This is a genomic window from Gammaproteobacteria bacterium (assembly GCA_022340215.1).
In the GTDB taxonomy this organism is placed as follows: domain Bacteria; phylum Pseudomonadota; class Gammaproteobacteria; order JAJDOJ01; family JAJDOJ01; genus JAJDOJ01.
Genome location: JAJDOJ010000169.1, coordinates 1 through 14,615, shown reverse-complemented (window position 1 = coordinate 14,615; position 14,615 = coordinate 1). Strand labels below are relative to the sequence as shown.

The 14,615-nt window shown below is 61.2% G+C and carries 15 protein-coding genes and 1 pseudogene; 9 read left to right on the top strand and 7 right to left on the bottom strand.

Going from position 1 to position 14,615, the window contains the following annotated elements; all coding sequences use genetic code 11:
* Window positions 1–327 precede the first annotated feature (327 nt).
* Both LJE91_12225 and LJE91_12220 read left to right on the top strand, forming a co-directional pair.
* Window positions 328–1,185, top strand: coding sequence for a DUF6502 family protein (locus tag LJE91_12225; protein ID MCG6869454.1), 858 nt, complete (start codon window positions 328–330; stop codon window positions 1,183–1,185).
* On the top strand, window positions 1,182–2,651 hold the full coding sequence (locus LJE91_12220; protein MCG6869453.1) for a DUF5666 domain-containing protein: 1,470 nt from the start codon (window positions 1,182–1,184) through the stop codon (window positions 2,649–2,651). Before LJE91_12225 ends, LJE91_12220 begins: the two co-directional genes overlap by 4 nt.
* Before the next feature lie 707 nt (window positions 2,652–3,358).
* On the opposite strand, the gene LJE91_12215 is transcribed toward LJE91_12220, so the two are convergent.
* Window positions 3,359–3,796 (bottom strand): secondary thiamine-phosphate synthase enzyme YjbQ, encoded by a 438-nt coding sequence (locus tag LJE91_12215; protein ID MCG6869452.1) that lies wholly within the window; start codon window positions 3,794–3,796, stop codon window positions 3,359–3,361.
* Between the two features lie 210 nt (window positions 3,797–4,006).
* Here LJE91_12215 and hisG point away from each other — a divergent pair, with 210 nt between their 5' ends.
* The 4 genes and pseudogenes from hisG to LJE91_12195 all read left to right on the top strand — a co-directional run bounded on the left by hisG (window position 4,007) and on the right by LJE91_12195 (window position 6,196).
* The gene (hisG, locus tag LJE91_12210) at window positions 4,007–4,879 is read left to right on the top strand and encodes an ATP phosphoribosyltransferase (protein MCG6869451.1); all 873 of its coding nucleotides are present in this window, start codon (window positions 4,007–4,009) and stop codon (window positions 4,877–4,879) included.
* Window positions 4,880–4,933: 54 nt separating this feature from the next.
* The gene (locus LJE91_12205; GenBank protein ID MCG6869450.1) at window positions 4,934–5,128 is read left to right on the top strand and encodes a hypothetical protein; all 195 of its coding nucleotides are present in this window, start codon (window positions 4,934–4,936) and stop codon (window positions 5,126–5,128) included.
* Between the two features lie 79 nt (window positions 5,129–5,207).
* Complete coding sequence (locus tag LJE91_12200; GenBank protein ID MCG6869449.1) at window positions 5,208–5,885, top strand: hypothetical protein; 678 nt, start codon at window positions 5,208–5,210, stop codon at window positions 5,883–5,885.
* Window positions 5,886–6,046: 161 nt separating this feature from the next.
* Window positions 6,047–6,196, top strand: a pseudogene (locus LJE91_12195) (class 1 fructose-bisphosphatase).
* 76 nt (window positions 6,197–6,272) lie between these two features.
* On the opposite strand, the gene LJE91_12190 reads toward LJE91_12195, so the two are convergent.
* Window positions 6,273–6,644 carry a VOC family protein gene (locus LJE91_12190; protein ID MCG6869448.1) on the bottom strand — a complete coding sequence of 124 codons (372 nt, stop codon included), beginning with the start codon at window positions 6,642–6,644 and terminating at the stop codon, window positions 6,273–6,275.
* A 441-nt stretch (window positions 6,645–7,085) separates the two neighbouring features.
* On the opposite strand from LJE91_12190, the gene LJE91_12185 reads away from it, so the two are divergent.
* Window positions 7,086–7,616 (top strand): hypothetical protein, encoded by a 531-nt coding sequence (locus LJE91_12185; GenBank protein MCG6869447.1) that lies wholly within the window; start codon window positions 7,086–7,088, stop codon window positions 7,614–7,616.
* A 247-nt stretch (window positions 7,617–7,863) separates the two neighbouring features.
* On the opposite strand, the gene LJE91_12180 is transcribed toward LJE91_12185, so the two are convergent.
* From LJE91_12180 to LJE91_12170, 3 genes are all read right to left on the bottom strand, one after another.
* Window positions 7,864–9,168, bottom strand: coding sequence for a HAMP domain-containing histidine kinase (locus tag LJE91_12180; GenBank protein MCG6869446.1), 1,305 nt, complete (start codon window positions 9,166–9,168; stop codon window positions 7,864–7,866).
* On the bottom strand, window positions 9,165–9,842 hold the full coding sequence (locus LJE91_12175) for a response regulator transcription factor (protein ID MCG6869445.1): 678 nt from the start codon (window positions 9,840–9,842) through the stop codon (window positions 9,165–9,167). Before LJE91_12175 ends, LJE91_12180 begins: the two co-directional genes overlap by 4 nt.
* A gap of 174 nt (window positions 9,843–10,016) precedes the next feature.
* Entirely contained in the window at window positions 10,017–10,472 is a 456-nt protein-coding gene (locus LJE91_12170) for a Spy/CpxP family protein refolding chaperone (GenBank protein MCG6869444.1), read from the bottom strand.
* A gap of 366 nt (window positions 10,473–10,838) precedes the next feature.
* Between LJE91_12170 and LJE91_12165 the strand changes: the two genes are divergently transcribed.
* Complete coding sequence (locus LJE91_12165) at window positions 10,839–12,203, top strand: tetratricopeptide repeat protein (GenBank protein ID MCG6869443.1); 1,365 nt, start codon at window positions 10,839–10,841, stop codon at window positions 12,201–12,203.
* A 62-nt stretch (window positions 12,204–12,265) separates the two neighbouring features.
* Here the strand turns inward: LJE91_12165 and LJE91_12160 are convergent, their stop codons facing one another.
* A complete protein-coding gene (locus tag LJE91_12160; GenBank protein MCG6869442.1) occupies window positions 12,266–13,213 on the bottom strand; it encodes a PDC sensor domain-containing protein in 948 nt (315 codons plus the stop codon).
* Between the two features lie 118 nt (window positions 13,214–13,331).
* On the opposite strand from LJE91_12160, the gene LJE91_12155 reads away from it, so the two are divergent.
* Window positions 13,332–13,526, top strand: a complete 195-nt coding sequence (locus tag LJE91_12155; GenBank protein ID MCG6869441.1) for a hypothetical protein — start codon at window positions 13,332–13,334, stop codon at window positions 13,524–13,526.
* Window positions 13,527–13,689: 163 nt separating this feature from the next.
* Here the strand turns inward: LJE91_12155 and LJE91_12150 are convergent, their stop codons facing one another.
* Window positions 13,690–13,983 (bottom strand): TusE/DsrC/DsvC family sulfur relay protein, encoded by a 294-nt coding sequence (locus tag LJE91_12150; GenBank protein MCG6869440.1) that lies wholly within the window; start codon window positions 13,981–13,983, stop codon window positions 13,690–13,692.
* Between the last annotated feature and the right edge of the window lie 632 nt (window positions 13,984–14,615).

Sequence of the window (14,615 nt, the reverse complement as noted above, 5' to 3'; positions counted from 1 at the left end):
TGGCGATCACGACGATTTCGATGAGCTTGTGCCGGCACTTGCTCGGGTCGCGGGGATCTTCCAGAATCGAAAAATGCTCGATCAGGGTCTTGGGTGCGTCGGAATCCATGGGGGAACCTCTTCGGGTGAGATGTTCCCACCCCTCACAGCTATGGCGGGGGAATCGTGACTGCGTTGCGGTTATGAGGGCGCCTTAATGGGAATTATTTCCCTTTTCTGGTAGGTTGCAGGCGTGATGACACAACGCCGAAGTGTAACCCACATCCTGTTTTCGGAACTCGAAGAATTTGGAATCCCCGTGATCGGGGATTCCCGGTAGGTGCATGCATGGAAGCGCATTCATCCGTCATCACCCGGGCGCTGGTCAGAATATTGACGCCTCTGGTCCGGATTCTGCTTCGGCACGGGTTTTCCTGTGGGGCATTCGAGGAGATCCTGCGACGGGTCTACGTTGATGTCGCCGATCGGGAATTCGGGATGCAGGGACGCAAGCAATCGGTTTCGCGTATCGCCGTGATTACGGGTCTCAACCGCAAGGAAGTCAAGCGCCTGCGTGATCAGCCGCTGATCGAAAAGTCGCGGCTCGACGAGCGCTACAACCGCGCCGCGCGTGTGATCTCCGGATGGCTCGAAAACCCGGCGTTTCAGGACGCGAAGGGTGACCCGGATTGTTTGCCGCTGGAGGGGGACCGCAGCTTCAGTGCACTCGTCAAGCGATTCAGCGGTGACATGCCGCCGCGAGCCGTGGCGGACGAGCTGATGCGGGTAGGCGCCATGGAACTCACACCGCATGAAGAATACCGCCTGACGGCGAGGGGGTATGTTCCGGGCAGGGGTATGGCCGAAGAGCTGCAGGTCCTGGGTACCGACACCCGCGACCTGATCGAGACAATCGACCACAATCTTTCCGGCGCGCCGGACGGGGCGCGTTTCCAGCGCAAGGTCATGTACGACAACGTGCCGGTGAAGCACGTCGCGGGATTCCGCAAACTCAGCGCCCGGTTGGGGCAGAACCTCCTGGAACAATTGAATTCGTGGCTTTCCGAACGCGATCGGGACAGCAATCCAAAGGTCGAGGGGCACGGGCGTGCCCGCATCGGAATCGGCATCTATGCCATCGAAGAGATCCACGAGCCCGAAGGCAAGGACAAATCGGGATCGGAGAACAAGGACACAGGCCCATGAAACGATTCATGTCCGCCATCGCGGCGATTTCTATCGGACTGCCCGGTGCCTGTGGTGACAGCGGGCTGAATCTGGTCGCCGAAGGCGGCATCGGGGGAACCGGCATCACGATCGGGCCGATCACCGGTTTCGGCAGCATCTTCGTCAACGGCGTCGAGTTCGCGACGCGTGGTGCGGATATCGTCGTCAACGACAAGGCCAACCAGCCGGAAACGGCCCTGCATCTGGGTATGGTCGTTCGGGTCAGGGGCAGTGTCGGGAACGACGGCAGGACGGGGGTGGCCGAAAGCGTCGCGTTCAGCGCCGACCTCGAGGGCCCGATCGCCGATGTCCCGGTTGCGGACAGCGCCGACCCGCGCATCAGGTCGTTCCCTGTGCTGGGAACGACCGTCCGGGTGCAGGACGGGCAGACCGTCTTCGACGGCGTGACGTTCGCGTCTCTCGCGCAGGGACAGTTCGTCGAGATCAGCGGTTTCTTGGATGCCACCCTCAATGTCCTCACCGCAACACGGGTGGAACGCAAGAGCGGTGATCGTGACGAGGTCAGGCTCAAGGGCACGATCAGAAACCTGACCCAGGTAGCGGGTATGGGTGAGTTTGCCCTCGGTTCCGTGACAGTAACGTTCGATGCCGTGACCGAGCTGCCTCCGGGTGGATTGAACAACGGTCGGTTTGTCCGTGTCGAGGGCAATCTAAAAGACCCCGTGAACAGCCCGGACACGGTGGCCGCACGCAAGATCGACACCGAGGACGATGAGATCCCCGACGACGTCGAGGCCAGTATCTCCGGGATCGTTGGGAACTTCAGGGGGCTGGGTGACTTTCGTATCGACGGACAGACGGTCGATGCGCGCAATGCCGAATTCAGCCCGCCGTCATTGCGCGATACGCTTGCAAACGGCGCCCGTGTCGAGGTCGAGGGGGTGTTCTCCGGCGGGGTATTGGTTGCTAAAGGTGTAGAGAGCCGCGCCACTGACATCGAAATCGAGGCAACGATTTCGACTGTCGACACCGCGAGAAGGCAGCTGACACTGAATCTGGGTCCGTCGGGTACGCTGACTGTACTGACCGATGCGCAGACCCTGATCAGCGACGATGCCGGTGATCCGTTGAGGATCGACGAGTTGACACCCGGAGATTTTCTTCAGATCAAGGCCCGCAGGGGCGAGTCCACGTTAATCGCCAACCGCATCGAACATGACGAAGGCGAAAGCCGAATCGAGCTGGAGGGGCCCGTCGACGGGGTGGGCCTCGCCGGTCTGACCCAGGGCAGCGATGCCACCGGTATCGGGACGGTCACCGTGCTCGACGTGACGTTCGGCACCGATGCAAGTACCGAGTTAGAACCTGATAATTTTTTCAGTACCGTCAGCGAGAGAGACGTGGTTCAGGTCAGGGATGAGATTCCCGGCGAGGCCGGTGCCGTCGGTGACGGGATAGCAGAACAGGTGGAGATCACCGACTGAGATCCTGACGTGTGAGGAAGCCGGTGATCGATGGTGGCCCCGCTGTAACGGTCGATGGCCCCGTCTATCGCCCGCATTACTGACAAATCGAAAGCCCCTGCCTTTAGCTTGTCCCTTTCCCGGTTGGTTATCGGAACCAACCGGGACACGATGACCCTTCGAACCGAATGCCCCGATCTGCCGGACTACCCCAATGTAGTCGAGCAAGATCGCAAACCGGGACGGTTTCCGCCTGGCATTGATCGTTCGCAAATCCATACAATGCCTGTGCTTGTATCCTGACGCCGCTTCGGATTGTCCCTGCGTCCTTGCAAGGTCGTTCGCCGGCGGGACGTTGGCCATTCAATCGTCCGGAGGTTTGGAGCGTGTAAGGTCAGATGACCTGACTTCGCGGAATCTACGTCGAGCCCAGTTTCAGCACCAGTAGCATGCCGGATCCGCTTCGCTTGATCCGACCTACGGTTTTTCCGTGCTTTCAATGAGTTCATGACATTGCGTAGGGTGGAACAAGCGCAGCGGTTCCACCGTCATGGGTGTCTGCGGATCCCAACCGGAAAGTCGGTTGAGAACATGCCGGTATTCTACCCATCCACCTGGGCCGGGCCGCCTGCCGGCCAGGGAAGATCGCTCCCGCCAGGATCAGCAGGGACGGTATCGGCCAGCCACGGAACTGATTGGTCCAAACGGGCATGGTGCCGGTCTCGCACCTATTCCCCATACACCTGAACACTGACCGTGCGCCGACGCGGGCCGTCCAGGTCCACCAGCATGACGGACTGCCAGGTCCCCAGGTCCAGAGCTCCGTCTCTCAGCGCAATCACCTCCGAACTGCCCAGCAGCATGGCGATCAGGTGAGAGTGGGCGTTCTTCGGCTCGTCGGGCGGACAGTCGCGAAGGTGGATATCGTTGTGCAGGTACCTGTCACCCGGGGGAACCAGTCGTGCGAAGAAGGTGCGGACATCATCGAGCAGCCGTTCCTCGAACTCGTTGATCGTCAGGGCCGTCGTGGTGTGCCGTGAGGTGACGTTGACGAATCCGTTCCACAGCCCACTGTCTGCGACTAGGTCCCGCAGGGACGGGGTGATGTCGTGCAGTGTGATCCCGTCTTCGGTGGCAACTTCCAGGTGTCTGTTGACGATCGGCACGTCGGTTCTCCTACAGTCGCAGGTGTCGTTCCGGCCCATGATATCGGCCCCGAATCCGTCCCGCATCTTCCTCCGGGTCATGCAAAGCGCGGAATCGTGGTTCCCGGGCGTGCTGGTGACGAAGTGTATAATGCCCTGCCTGTTGCCCGCGGGTCTCCGCGTGTAGCGACTTCTAAAGGAAATCTCGGTGGAAAGAACAGGGAGCACGGCATGAACAAGCTGAAACTGGGCATACCCAAGGGGAGCCTGGAACAGTCCACGATCAAGCTATTCGCGCAGGCGGGGTGGAACATACACTCGAGATCGCGCAACTATTTCCCCAGCATCGACGATCCGGAGATTTCCTGTGCCCTGGTGCGCTCCCAGGAGATGGCTACCTACGTTGCCAGTGGAACGCTCGACCTGGGCCTGACCGGGCTCGACTGGATTCTGGAGTCAGGCGCCGAGGTCGAGGAGATCTGCGATCTGGTGTACTCGAAGAGTTCCGACGCGCCCTGCCGGTGGGTGCTGGTTGTGCCTCAGGAATCTCCGATCCAGTCGATCGAGGATCTGGAGGGAAAGAAGATCTCGACCGAGTTGGTACACTTTACCCGGCGCTACCTGGAAGAGAAGGGGATCAGCGCACAGGTGGAGTTCTCCTGGGGGGCGACGGAGGCCAAGGCGGTCGAAGGGCTGGTGGACGCGGTGGTCGAGATCACGGAAACCGGTAGCACGATCAAGGCCCACGGCCTGCGCATCGTCTGCGATCTGCTGTACACGCACACGCGCCTGATCGCCAACAGGGCGGCACTCTCCGATCCCTGGAAAATGGCGAAGATTGATCAGATCGCGCTGCTCCTGAAAGCCTCGCTGAATGCGCACAGGAAGGTGGCGCTGAGCATGAACGTACACCAGGACAAGTTGGACGCGGTGGTATCCGAGCTGCCCAGTCTGAATGCACCGACCGTCAATCACCTCTACCGAAAGGAATGGCTGGCGGTTGAGACCGTGGTCGACAGCGAGGCGGTCAGGGAATTGATCCCCAGGCTGCGCGAGGCGGGGGCGGAGGGCATCCTGGAATACGAACTACGCAAGATCGTCTGAACCGCGCACGGCGGCGTCGGGTCAAACTGCTGTCTAGCAGGCCAACGGTGACGAATGCACACCCTCAATCAGCTTGAAGCCATTGCGCGGTCCGTGGACTCACTGGAGACCGAGGACGAGATCAACAAGGCGCTCGACGAAGCGGAATTCGTTTTCGAACTCCTGGACCCTGAGTTTCAGGAAGCCGCCGACCAGATCGTCTCACTGCTCAGTTTCAGGTTGAGGGAGATCAGACGGGCCGGTGGCTGACTCCCGCTGATTCAGCGTCCGTCGCGTCAATCCGTTTCTCGGAACCCTGCAGATCGTTAAATCCGCCGACGCCAGGGCGTTGACCCCGGATGGGCGAAACTGGCATATCCAGGTTCGGGTGGAGACCCGGGCCAGGGACTGGAGTTCGTTCTCCGCACAATCGACGACCAGCCGATATGTGGCCTACGCGGTCTGTTCGCGGCGTGAAGGTCTCAGTCGCGTTCCGATCGATGCGACCCTTTCCGTCGATCGGGTTTCGGGCGCGGCAAGAGAGATGACTGCCCGGGTAGTGGAAGCATGCGAGCACCGGCCTTTTCCCCGGGTGGACCGCTACGCGCTGTGGATGCTCGATCGGGAAAGACATCTTCCCCTGGCAATGGTGGCCTGCAGCACCAACCGGGAACGTCTCGGGGTGCCGCGCAACCCTCGCTGGGTGGCTTCACTCGAGGGCGATCGAGAGTTCATCCCCGGGGGACTTCCCGTGGGTCCCGGACCGGCGCCGGGTGGCGAGGCCATCGAAAACGCGAGGCGGGTCGAAGACCTCGTCGAGCGACTTGCAGGGATTCGACCGGCAGCCGCCTGGTTCGAGCGGGACGGGCACGGGGTCGGGATATCGGCGGCGTGGGAGGGTTCACACAGGGCTGCAAGCATGACGGGAGCCGCGTCGGTGCCACTGTGTTTCTCGATGGATTTGTGCAAGGTTCTGAATCTTGGACTCACCCGTTTGGTCCCTTATGCGGTTATCCCTGGGATCTGATCCTGCTGAGCGGCGGCGGCAATGACCTGATCGACGACGCCGACGAGCTCCTCATTCCAGCGGAGCACCGTACCGGAGTCGATCTCCAGGAACCCGCCGATTACTGCGATCAGGGTCGAATCGCGCGCCTGGTTGCCGACGTGCAGCAGGGGTACCGTCGGTTGGTGGCCGAGGTGTATCGTATCCTGACCCGTGGGGGAATCTTCATGTATCCCTACGACAATCGAGATCCGTCCAAACCGGGCAAGCTACGCCTGATGTACGAGGCAAACCCGATGGGCTTCATCGCGGAAGATCGAGCCGGGATTTCGCGAATATCTGCGGGATGGCTCTCTGTCTCCGTGCTCGGCACCAGGGGAAAACCGACCCCGCGCGAGCCTCTTGAATCTAGACGTGCTGATCGACCAGGATCGGATTTCCATCGGGGTCGACGGCGATAAAACTCGCCGGTCCCGTCGTCGTCTCGTCGGCCTCGCTCACAAACTCCACACCTTGCGCCTTCAACTGGCGCTGCAGTTCGCGAACGTCGGTGAAGGTTTCGACGGGCGCTGCGTTTTTGTCCCAACCCGGATTGAAGGTCAGGGTGTTCCTCTCGAACATGCCCTGAAAAAGACCGATTGTATAATCGCCGTTCTTTAGGATCAGCCAGTTTTGCGAGGCATCTCCGCCGACGACCCCAAAGCCTAATTTTGCATAGAAGGCCCTCGAGGTATCTATGTGCTTGACGGCCAGGCTGATGGAAAATGCACCGAGATCCATGACTCACTCCTCTGAGGTAAGGCTACTGGGGTTAGATGCATGACGCCGCGATCAGCGGCGCCGGTTGCGGTATCCGCTGGATCTATTCTTTTTCTGATTGGTTGACAAATTGTCCTTCGACGTACTCGTGAAGCACACTGGAAACCAGAGGTTGATAGGGAATACCTGCTTTTATTGCGCTTTGCAAGACTGGGGAATTGCTGGTTTCCGCGAAAGGCAGGATGGAGTCGACCTGACCTGCTCCCCGATTTCCGTACCGGTTCACATGGAGCGATCCGGCATGACGAACGATGAGACACGATGGCTGACTGCCGCAGCCCATGAGGTGCGCTGCTCGCCGCCGCATCCGTTTCCGCCAAATTGAGTGCAGATCCAACGTCCTACTCCGAACTACGGCGCGCATCGGCAGCTTCGGTTCCAGGTGCAGTTGATGTTCCCGAAGTGATCATTGGAAACGAGGGAAGCGAAGGCTCTCGTATAGCGGAACTCGTCGCTGTCGAGCGTGACGTGCGTCATGGCAGTCACTATAATTCTGCGCAGATAAATCTGCCGGCGATTTCACGCGCCAGGCACGACTCTGTGACCCATGTTTCATCAGGTCCGATTGTGAGGGGAGCAAACATGAAGCCAGCAATGCCGGGTACGATTCTTCTTGCGTTCTTGATCGAAATCTCCGGTTGCGCCAGCACGGACGCAGTTACCGGAACAGTCCCGGTCGGTACGCTGGAATTTTCAGGGTTCCAGGCGCGCAAGGCTGACACGCCCGAAAAATCGGCGAATCTTCGGGAGATGCCGCAGCACCAGTTCGTGCGACATGATCGTAACGGCAAGATCGTCTATACCTACGCGGACGCGACAGGCTGTGGATGCCTCTATGTCGGAGACCAGGCTGCATACGATTCACTCGAGGGTGCCGAACAGGCGGTTCGCGGCATGGATTCCGGTAACAACCAATGGGAATTGTGGGAATAGTCTTTGCGAGTCGTTTAAGGCGATTGCCGGAAAATGGCATACCAGATCGCCCCGGATTTTCGTTCGTCATCAAGGCGCGACAACAGGCGCATAATCAAACTATGGAACGGTTGTCGCAACACAGAGGACGGACGAAAAGACAAGCAGGATGGTATGTCATTTGACAGAAAGCGCCTAAGTTGGCCCTGCCGTTGCCGTCGGGCACATCAAGAAACAAGATGCGCGGTGAGACTGTCGCTGTCGATAGTCACTCGTCGATCGGCACCGGAATTTCGACACGTACCCGGGTTCCCGCACCGGGTTCGCTCTGGATGCTCAATGTGCCACCATGCGCCTCGGCGATCGTGCGGGCCAGGTGCAACCCGAGGCCGACGCCACCGCTGGCGCGCTGGCGAGAGGGGTCTGCGCGGTAAAAAGGCTCGGTCAGGTGGCCCAGGTGCTCGGTTGCGATCCCGGGTCCATGGTCGGTCACTTCGAGGATCCACTGATGGTCGTCGACGTGGCTTGCCAGTGCGGGAGGCGGGGCTTCGGGCGGGGTATGCTGCAGGGCGTTGCGCAACAGGTTGCGAACCAGGAGCCGGATGCGTACGGGGTCCAGCGACAGCCAGGTGCCGGGGGGATCGAGGCGGAGGTCGATATGGCTTTCGGAGAAGGTTTCCCGGACAAGCTCCTGCAGGAGCTCGGTCGGGTCAACCGCCTGCCGGTCGAGGGCGATGTGGCGTCCCCGTAGTCGTTCTGATTCCAGCAGTTCCCCCAGCAGCGTTTCCAGTTCGTTCAGGTCGTCCAGAAGGGCCTCACGCGCGGGGCCCGGATCGAGGAGTTCCGCCCTGACCCGTGCGCGCGTGAGCGGGGAGCGCAGTTCGTGGCTGACGGCGAGCAGCAGTTCGCGTTTTGCCTCCAGCATCTCCCGGATATCGTCGGCCATGGCGTTGATGCTGCGGGCGAGTTCGCCGAACTCGTCCCGGCGTCGAACGTCCAGCCGGTGGCCGAGTTCACCCGAGCCGATACGCGCGACACCCGAGCGGATCGTTTCGACCGGACGAAACAGCCGCCGGATGGCATGGTAGGAGAGGGTCAGTACGGTCAGTCCCCCGAGGAGGGTCAGGACGACAACCAGCGGCGCGGCGTCGCTCGCCGCCAGTCCGCGCGGGACCAGGAGGACGGTTTGTTCGCCACGCGTCGCCCGGATCACGAATGGTCCGTGGCGCCGAAACACCTCGACCCGAGTCCCGTCGGCGAGCTCTTGGGTATGAGCGTGGTCGCCGGTCAGTTCGGGCGGGTGTCCGCCGGATGACCAGATTTCGCCTTTCGTGAAATGGATGTCCAGCGGCAGCCGCTCGGCCAGCCGCGCCGCACGCTCGCGGTCGGGCGGATCCCCGATCTCGTCGAGTAGGTGCTGGATGTATTCGGCCACGTGGGGTTTCGCCAGGTCGCGGAAGTTCCCTTCCACGCCGTAACGGAAACCCGTGCGGACGACGATGGCGAGCAGGAAGGCGGTCAGCAGGAACAGCAGCAGCAAGCGTCCCGACAGGCTGTGTCGGCGACGCCTCACAGCCGCGGCGCTACGAAGGCGTAGCCCGCGCCGCGTACGGTCTTGATGTAGTCGACCGGTCGAAGCTTCTGCCGAACCCGACTGACCAGCACGTCGACGGCCCGAGTGTAGACGTCCGCGTCGATTCCGCGCAGGGCGTTGAGGATCTCGTCGCGCGAGAACGGGTGCCCGGGGCGTCTGGCGAGCAGTTCGACCAGCCGGTACTCCGTGTGTGTCAGATCGATCGGTTCACCTGTGACCTCCACGGTCTGGCGTTCACGGTCGATCCTAAGGTCGGGGAAGGCCCAGATCTCCCCGTCGGCTTTCGAGCGACCCTCGCTGCGCTTGAGTATCCGCTGCACGCGCGCCACCAGTTCCCTGGGGTCGAAGGGCTTGGGCAGGTAGTCGTCCGCACCCAGTTCCAGCCCGACGACGCGGTCGGTGACCTCGCCCCGAGCGGTGAGCATGATGATCGGGACGTCGCTGTCGCGGCGGATCATGCGGCAGACCTCAAAACCGTCCATCTCCGGGAGCATGACGTCGAGAATGACGAGGTCGGCGCCTTGTTCACGCAGCCGCCGGAGTCCCTCTCGCGGGTATTGCTTGGCCTCGAGTTCTAGGCCGAAGCGGGCAAAATACGCCTGCAGCGGGGCCGCCAGCCCCTGGTCGTCGTCGATGACGAGGATACGGGTCATACTCGTATTGTGCCGGTTCCGCCCCGGGAAAGGGACGGAATCGGCATGGAGGCTGGTGCGCTGTCCAACAGATAATTACGGATTCAGCGCTCCCCTGGTGTTTCGCAGCAAGGCGCGCCTTGCCGTGAACGCTGACAAGCTAAATGAACTCGCAATTATCTGTCGTACAGAGCACTAATGGGCCCAACTGTGGTGGCCCCAGCGGTCACCGGACCAGTGATCGATCAGTTCCGCCAGCCTTGTGCGCTGTTCGGGATCGAGGCTGTCGCTGAACTCGGCGAAGGCGTCGACCATGTCGCGCTTGTGCTCGGCCATGGACTGTTGCCGTTCATCGATCATCTGCTGCGCGCGTTCCCGATCGAATCGGTCGTTTTTGAGCAGGTCCAGGACGTTGGCGCGCATATCGACACGGCGTTCCCTCCAGTCTCCCCGCAGCGCCTGGAACTGTTCGCCCAAGGCGACGAGTTTGGACCGCTGCTCGTCGTTCAGCTCGAGCTTCTGAGAGATGCGCTCCGTGATGTGCTGCATGCGGCCTTCGGCAGAGCAATAGCCTTTGTGTTTGGCCCAGGCGATGCCGAATCCGGCAAGGATTCCGACGACGATGAGGGTGACGAGTACGATCTTGAGCATGATGGCTTTCTCCGTTGGGTGTTGATCACGGGAGAAAGTCTGATCCTCACAGACGGCGAGGTGGTTTCCGGACTGTGAGCTTGTGTAACGGATTGTAACGGGGCATCCCTGCCAATGAACCCGTGGGTCTGGGAGATTCCCAGTGGAGCTATAGACAGTATCTATGCAGGATATGTCCTATCTATCGAGAAACCGGTGCCTCTCCCGCGAAGCGCTTGCATTTCCCGTCTTGACGCTTTTTTGACGCCGCCAGCGACGCCACGCTGACGCCGGTGGCCTACAGTCCCTATCGACAGACGGCGTTGTGGCGGTTCGGGTTGCGGACAGCCCCGGCGAAGCCACGAACCAAAACCAGGAGAACATACCATGCCCTACGACCTCAGAGAGACCCCGATTTCCGCGACGACCCCCGACGTGATCAACAGGTACGAGAAGGCACTGGAGCAGTTCCAGAGTTACGTCGGTGATCCGGTGGAAACCATCGAAAACGCGCTGGACCAGGATCCGGAGTTCGTCCTGGGGCACCTGTTCCGCGCGATCGTGCTGATGATGTTCGGCGAGCAGCGCTTCGTGCCCGACGCACAGTCCAGCCTCGAGGCTGCGGAGGCCCTGTCCCGCAAGGCCAATGATCGCGAGCACCTGTTGACCATGGCCGCAAACCGCCTGATCGCGGGAGACTGGGACGGCGCTTGTCATGTCTTCGACCGGGTGCTGGTGGACTATCCGCGCGACGCCTTTACCGTCCAGGCGGCGCACCTGATGGACTTCTATCGCGGTGACGCCCTCAATCTGCGCAACCGGATCTCGCGGGTGATGCCGCACTGGAGCCCCTCTGTACCGGGTTACTCCTATCTGCTGGGGATGCACGCCTTCGGATTGGAGGAATGCAATCAGTACGCCGACGCGGAACGGGCGGCGCGCAGGGCGCTCGACCTGCAGCCGAAGGACGGCTGGGCGGTACACGCCGGGGTGCACGTGATGGAGATGCAGGGGCGCATCGACGAAGGGATCGAATGGCTGGAGAGCCGGGCGCAGGACTGGGCGCCGGACAACGGCTTCGCGTTTCACAACTGGTGGCACCTGGCGCTGTACTATCTCGACCGGCAGCGGAACGATCGGGTCCTCTCTGTTTACGACCGTGAGATCGCCCCGGAGTCGCCCGAGTTCATCCTGACACTGGTCGACGCCACGGCTATGCTCTGGCGGTTGTACCTGCTGGGCGTCGATTCCGGTGACCGGTTCGAGGCGCTGGCGCTCAACTGGGAGCAGCGTCTGGATACGGAGCGCGGGTTCTACGCCTTCAACGACCTGCATGCGATGATGGCGTTTGCCGCCACCGGTCGTAGTGGCGCCGCCCGGCGGTTGCTCGGCGACATGCAGGCGACCGTGGAGACGGGGCAGGGGATCAACGTGATGATGACCCGCGAGGTGGGGATCCCCCTATGCCGCGCGGTACAGGCCTTTTCACGGGGTCGCTACCGGGATGCGGTCGAGTTGATCGCCCCGGTTCGAGACACCGCCAACCGTTTCGGCGGCAGCCACGCCCAGCGCGACGTAATCAGCCTGACACTGATCGAGGCGGCCCTGCGGGACGGACAGTCGAACCTCGCCCGGCACTTCATCGCCGAGCGCACGGTGCACAAACCCGGGAGTGGGTTGGGATGGCGTCTTTTAGGAAGGACCGGCGAGGCGCCAGGCAGGCGAGAGGCACTGGTCAGGGACGCGGCCTGACCGCGATCCGACGCCAGGCAGGCCGTTGAGGTGCCCGTTGGCATGGATTTCTCGGCGGCCTGTCACGCCGCGCTGCCCAGCCAGAAGTTCATGTCCTTGTCCAGGAACTCCCGCCAGGACATGTAGTGAGAGCCGTCGCAGGAGAACGTCAGGCTGATCAGGCCGTTGAAGAGGTTGATCGAGGACGCACGGAGGTAAAGCGTGTCGTCGGCGGTGCGCAGGTGACGCATGCCCACGAGGATGTCCCGGATCCGGTCCTGGGGGATGAGCGCGTCCTTGGGGTAGGGGCGGCGCGGGTAGAGCAGGCACATGTCCGGGTCGCTCAGGGCCTCGTGATCCAGGATGCGGTAGCGGAACGGATCGTCCATCAGCCAGATCGTCGCCCGGCTGCTGGAGAAGTGGATGACTCCCTGGAACATGCCGCGCTCGGTCAAGAGTTCGTCGAGGATGGCGCAGCAGGTGTTCATGTTCCGGTCCATCAGGCTCTCGACCCGGCATTGCTGGAATACGGTACCGCGGATCGCGGGGTCTCCCTTGATCTGGCGCCAGCCACCGGACTCCTCGTAGCGTTCGGCGGTCACGGGCAGATCACGCAGGTCGAAGTCCGCCCCGAGGTAACCGAGTGTCTCGCCGTTACGGTGCACCACCTGCAGAGCGGTCAGGGACGGTCGTGCGGCACGCAGACTGATATAGGCGTCGGACAAGAGGAATCCCCAGGAGGGGACCGCCTCACGCATGTAGGGACGTTGGGAACGGTCGCGCCCGTAGTGCTCAGGCTGCAGACCGCCCTTGCTGACGTTGTCGCTGATCTGAATCCCGTCGGCATCGACCACGTAGAGGTGCAGGCAGTGCGGTACCTCGCGCAAACCGTCGGTCAGGACACTATCCAGCGCTTCGCGTTGACCCCAGATCTCCGCACAACGTTCCGCCAGGCAGGCCAGCGGCGTGGAGAGTATCTCCGCCAGCAGGATTCGCTGCCGGTGTATGGCATTCTTCAGGGTGGTATCCATGCGCGAGAGTGTAGCGGTTGACGGGACCGGAGGCGACAAGCAAAAGGTCATCGGACGGGGCGCGACATGCAGGCGGCTTACCTCGCACCCATCCGCGAGGCGCAATTTTTCGGGGCCCATGAATCAAGCAATGGTACTGAGGCGATACGGCGCGGTGTTGGCAAGCATCGTTGCATTGTGTGTGGGAGACGTTCCCGATGCCGGGGCGGAACCTTTCGTCTATCCCGCCAGGGGGCAGGGCTCTTCGCAGGAGGAGCAGGACAAGTACGAGTGCCACCAGTGCAGCCGGCAGACGGGCGTTGATCCGGAGTAACTAGCCATGCAGGGAGAGCAAAGTGCAGGTACGACCGCGGGTGGAGGCGGTGACGCCGATCGGGGTCAGCGGGAATGATTCGGTTGGAGCATCACCGCGACGGAGACCAGTATTCCGTACCCCGCCGAGGTCTCGTGGTGCCTGAGAGCTTTCCGATGGACGGCTAGACGCAACCCGTGGGTTTGGGCAGGCCGCCGTACTTGGTGATCGGCTTCATCGGACCCGTCATCCAAAGTTTGAACAACACCTTCTTGTCCTCACCGAGATATTGGGCGAATTTCCGTATCGGGGGCACCACGGCGTGCTGCTCGAAATATTCCCGCGCCTTCATTATCTGTTGCCACTTGACCTCGTCGAGATTAACCCCATCGACTTCCGCCATGGCGCGGGAAACCTCGGGTGTCCAGTGGGAATTATCGGTGAGATAGCCGTCACCATCGCGTTCTGGAAGTTCCATTACCAACCTCTTTCGATTGCCGAGTTTCTAGAAAACCGATCGCACCCCAAATAGGATCGTTGCGGGCCCGATCAAACCAGGTTGGAGGTTAGCAAAAACCGAGCAAATTAGTCAACTAATCTGGGCAGAGGAACGCCATCCCGGTCAGCACCACCAGTCCTGATTCATGAGGTAAAAACCTGTACCCGTCTGCCGTCCCATGACGAGGGACGGTAAGATTTCTGTCAAATGACATACTATCCTACTGTCTTTTCGTTCGTCCTCTGCGTTGCGACAACCGTTCCATAGTTCGACTATGCGCCTGTTGTCGCGCCTTGATGACGAACGAAAATCCGGCGCGATCTACGATGCCATTTTCCGGCAATCGTTTAAGGACGGACAAGGTGAAACATCTTGATACGAAAGCCGGGGTCTGTAGGCCGCACAATGTTTCGGGCCGGTTGGTGCAGACAGTTTTCATAGTCGGTTTGCGGCGACGCGACACCTTCAGTTCCTAGGAGCCTGTCGGCCTTAGGAACAATCTACTGCGCTGATGGGAGAGCGGCCAAAAAATCCCCGATTTCTCGTTGCGTAGGCCCACTATGCGCCTCGAAATCGTAAACTTTTTGTCTCGTTCTCCCACCATGCTCGCT

Excerpts from the sequence above, each read along its gene's own strand:
- LJE91_12225 (MCG6869454.1), top strand. The coding sequence starts at position 328 with ATGGAAGCGCATTCATCCGTCATCACCCGGGCGCTGGTCAGAATATTG.
- LJE91_12220 (MCG6869453.1), top strand. The coding sequence starts at position 1,182 with ATGAAACGATTCATGTCCGCCATCGCGGCGATTTCTATCGGACTGCCC.
- hisG (MCG6869451.1), top strand. The coding sequence starts at position 4,007 with ATGAACAAGCTGAAACTGGGCATACCCAAGGGGAGCCTGGAACAGTCC.
- LJE91_12205 (MCG6869450.1), top strand. The coding sequence starts at position 4,934 with ATGCACACCCTCAATCAGCTTGAAGCCATTGCGCGGTCCGTGGACTCA.
- LJE91_12190 (MCG6869448.1), bottom strand. The coding sequence starts at position 6,644 with ATGGATCTCGGTGCATTTTCCATCAGCCTGGCCGTCAAGCACATAGAT.
- LJE91_12175 (MCG6869445.1), bottom strand. The coding sequence starts at position 9,842 with ATGACCCGTATCCTCGTCATCGACGACGACCAGGGGCTGGCGGCCCCG.
- LJE91_12170 (MCG6869444.1), bottom strand. The coding sequence starts at position 10,472 with ATGCTCAAGATCGTACTCGTCACCCTCATCGTCGTCGGAATCCTTGCC.
- LJE91_12165 (MCG6869443.1), top strand. The coding sequence starts at position 10,839 with ATGCCCTACGACCTCAGAGAGACCCCGATTTCCGCGACGACCCCCGAC.
- LJE91_12160 (MCG6869442.1), bottom strand. The coding sequence starts at position 13,213 with ATGGATACCACCCTGAAGAATGCCATACACCGGCAGCGAATCCTGCTG.
- LJE91_12155 (MCG6869441.1), top strand. The coding sequence starts at position 13,332 with ATGAATCAAGCAATGGTACTGAGGCGATACGGCGCGGTGTTGGCAAGC.
- LJE91_12150 (MCG6869440.1), bottom strand. The coding sequence starts at position 13,983 with ATGGAACTTCCAGAACGCGATGGTGACGGCTATCTCACCGATAATTCC.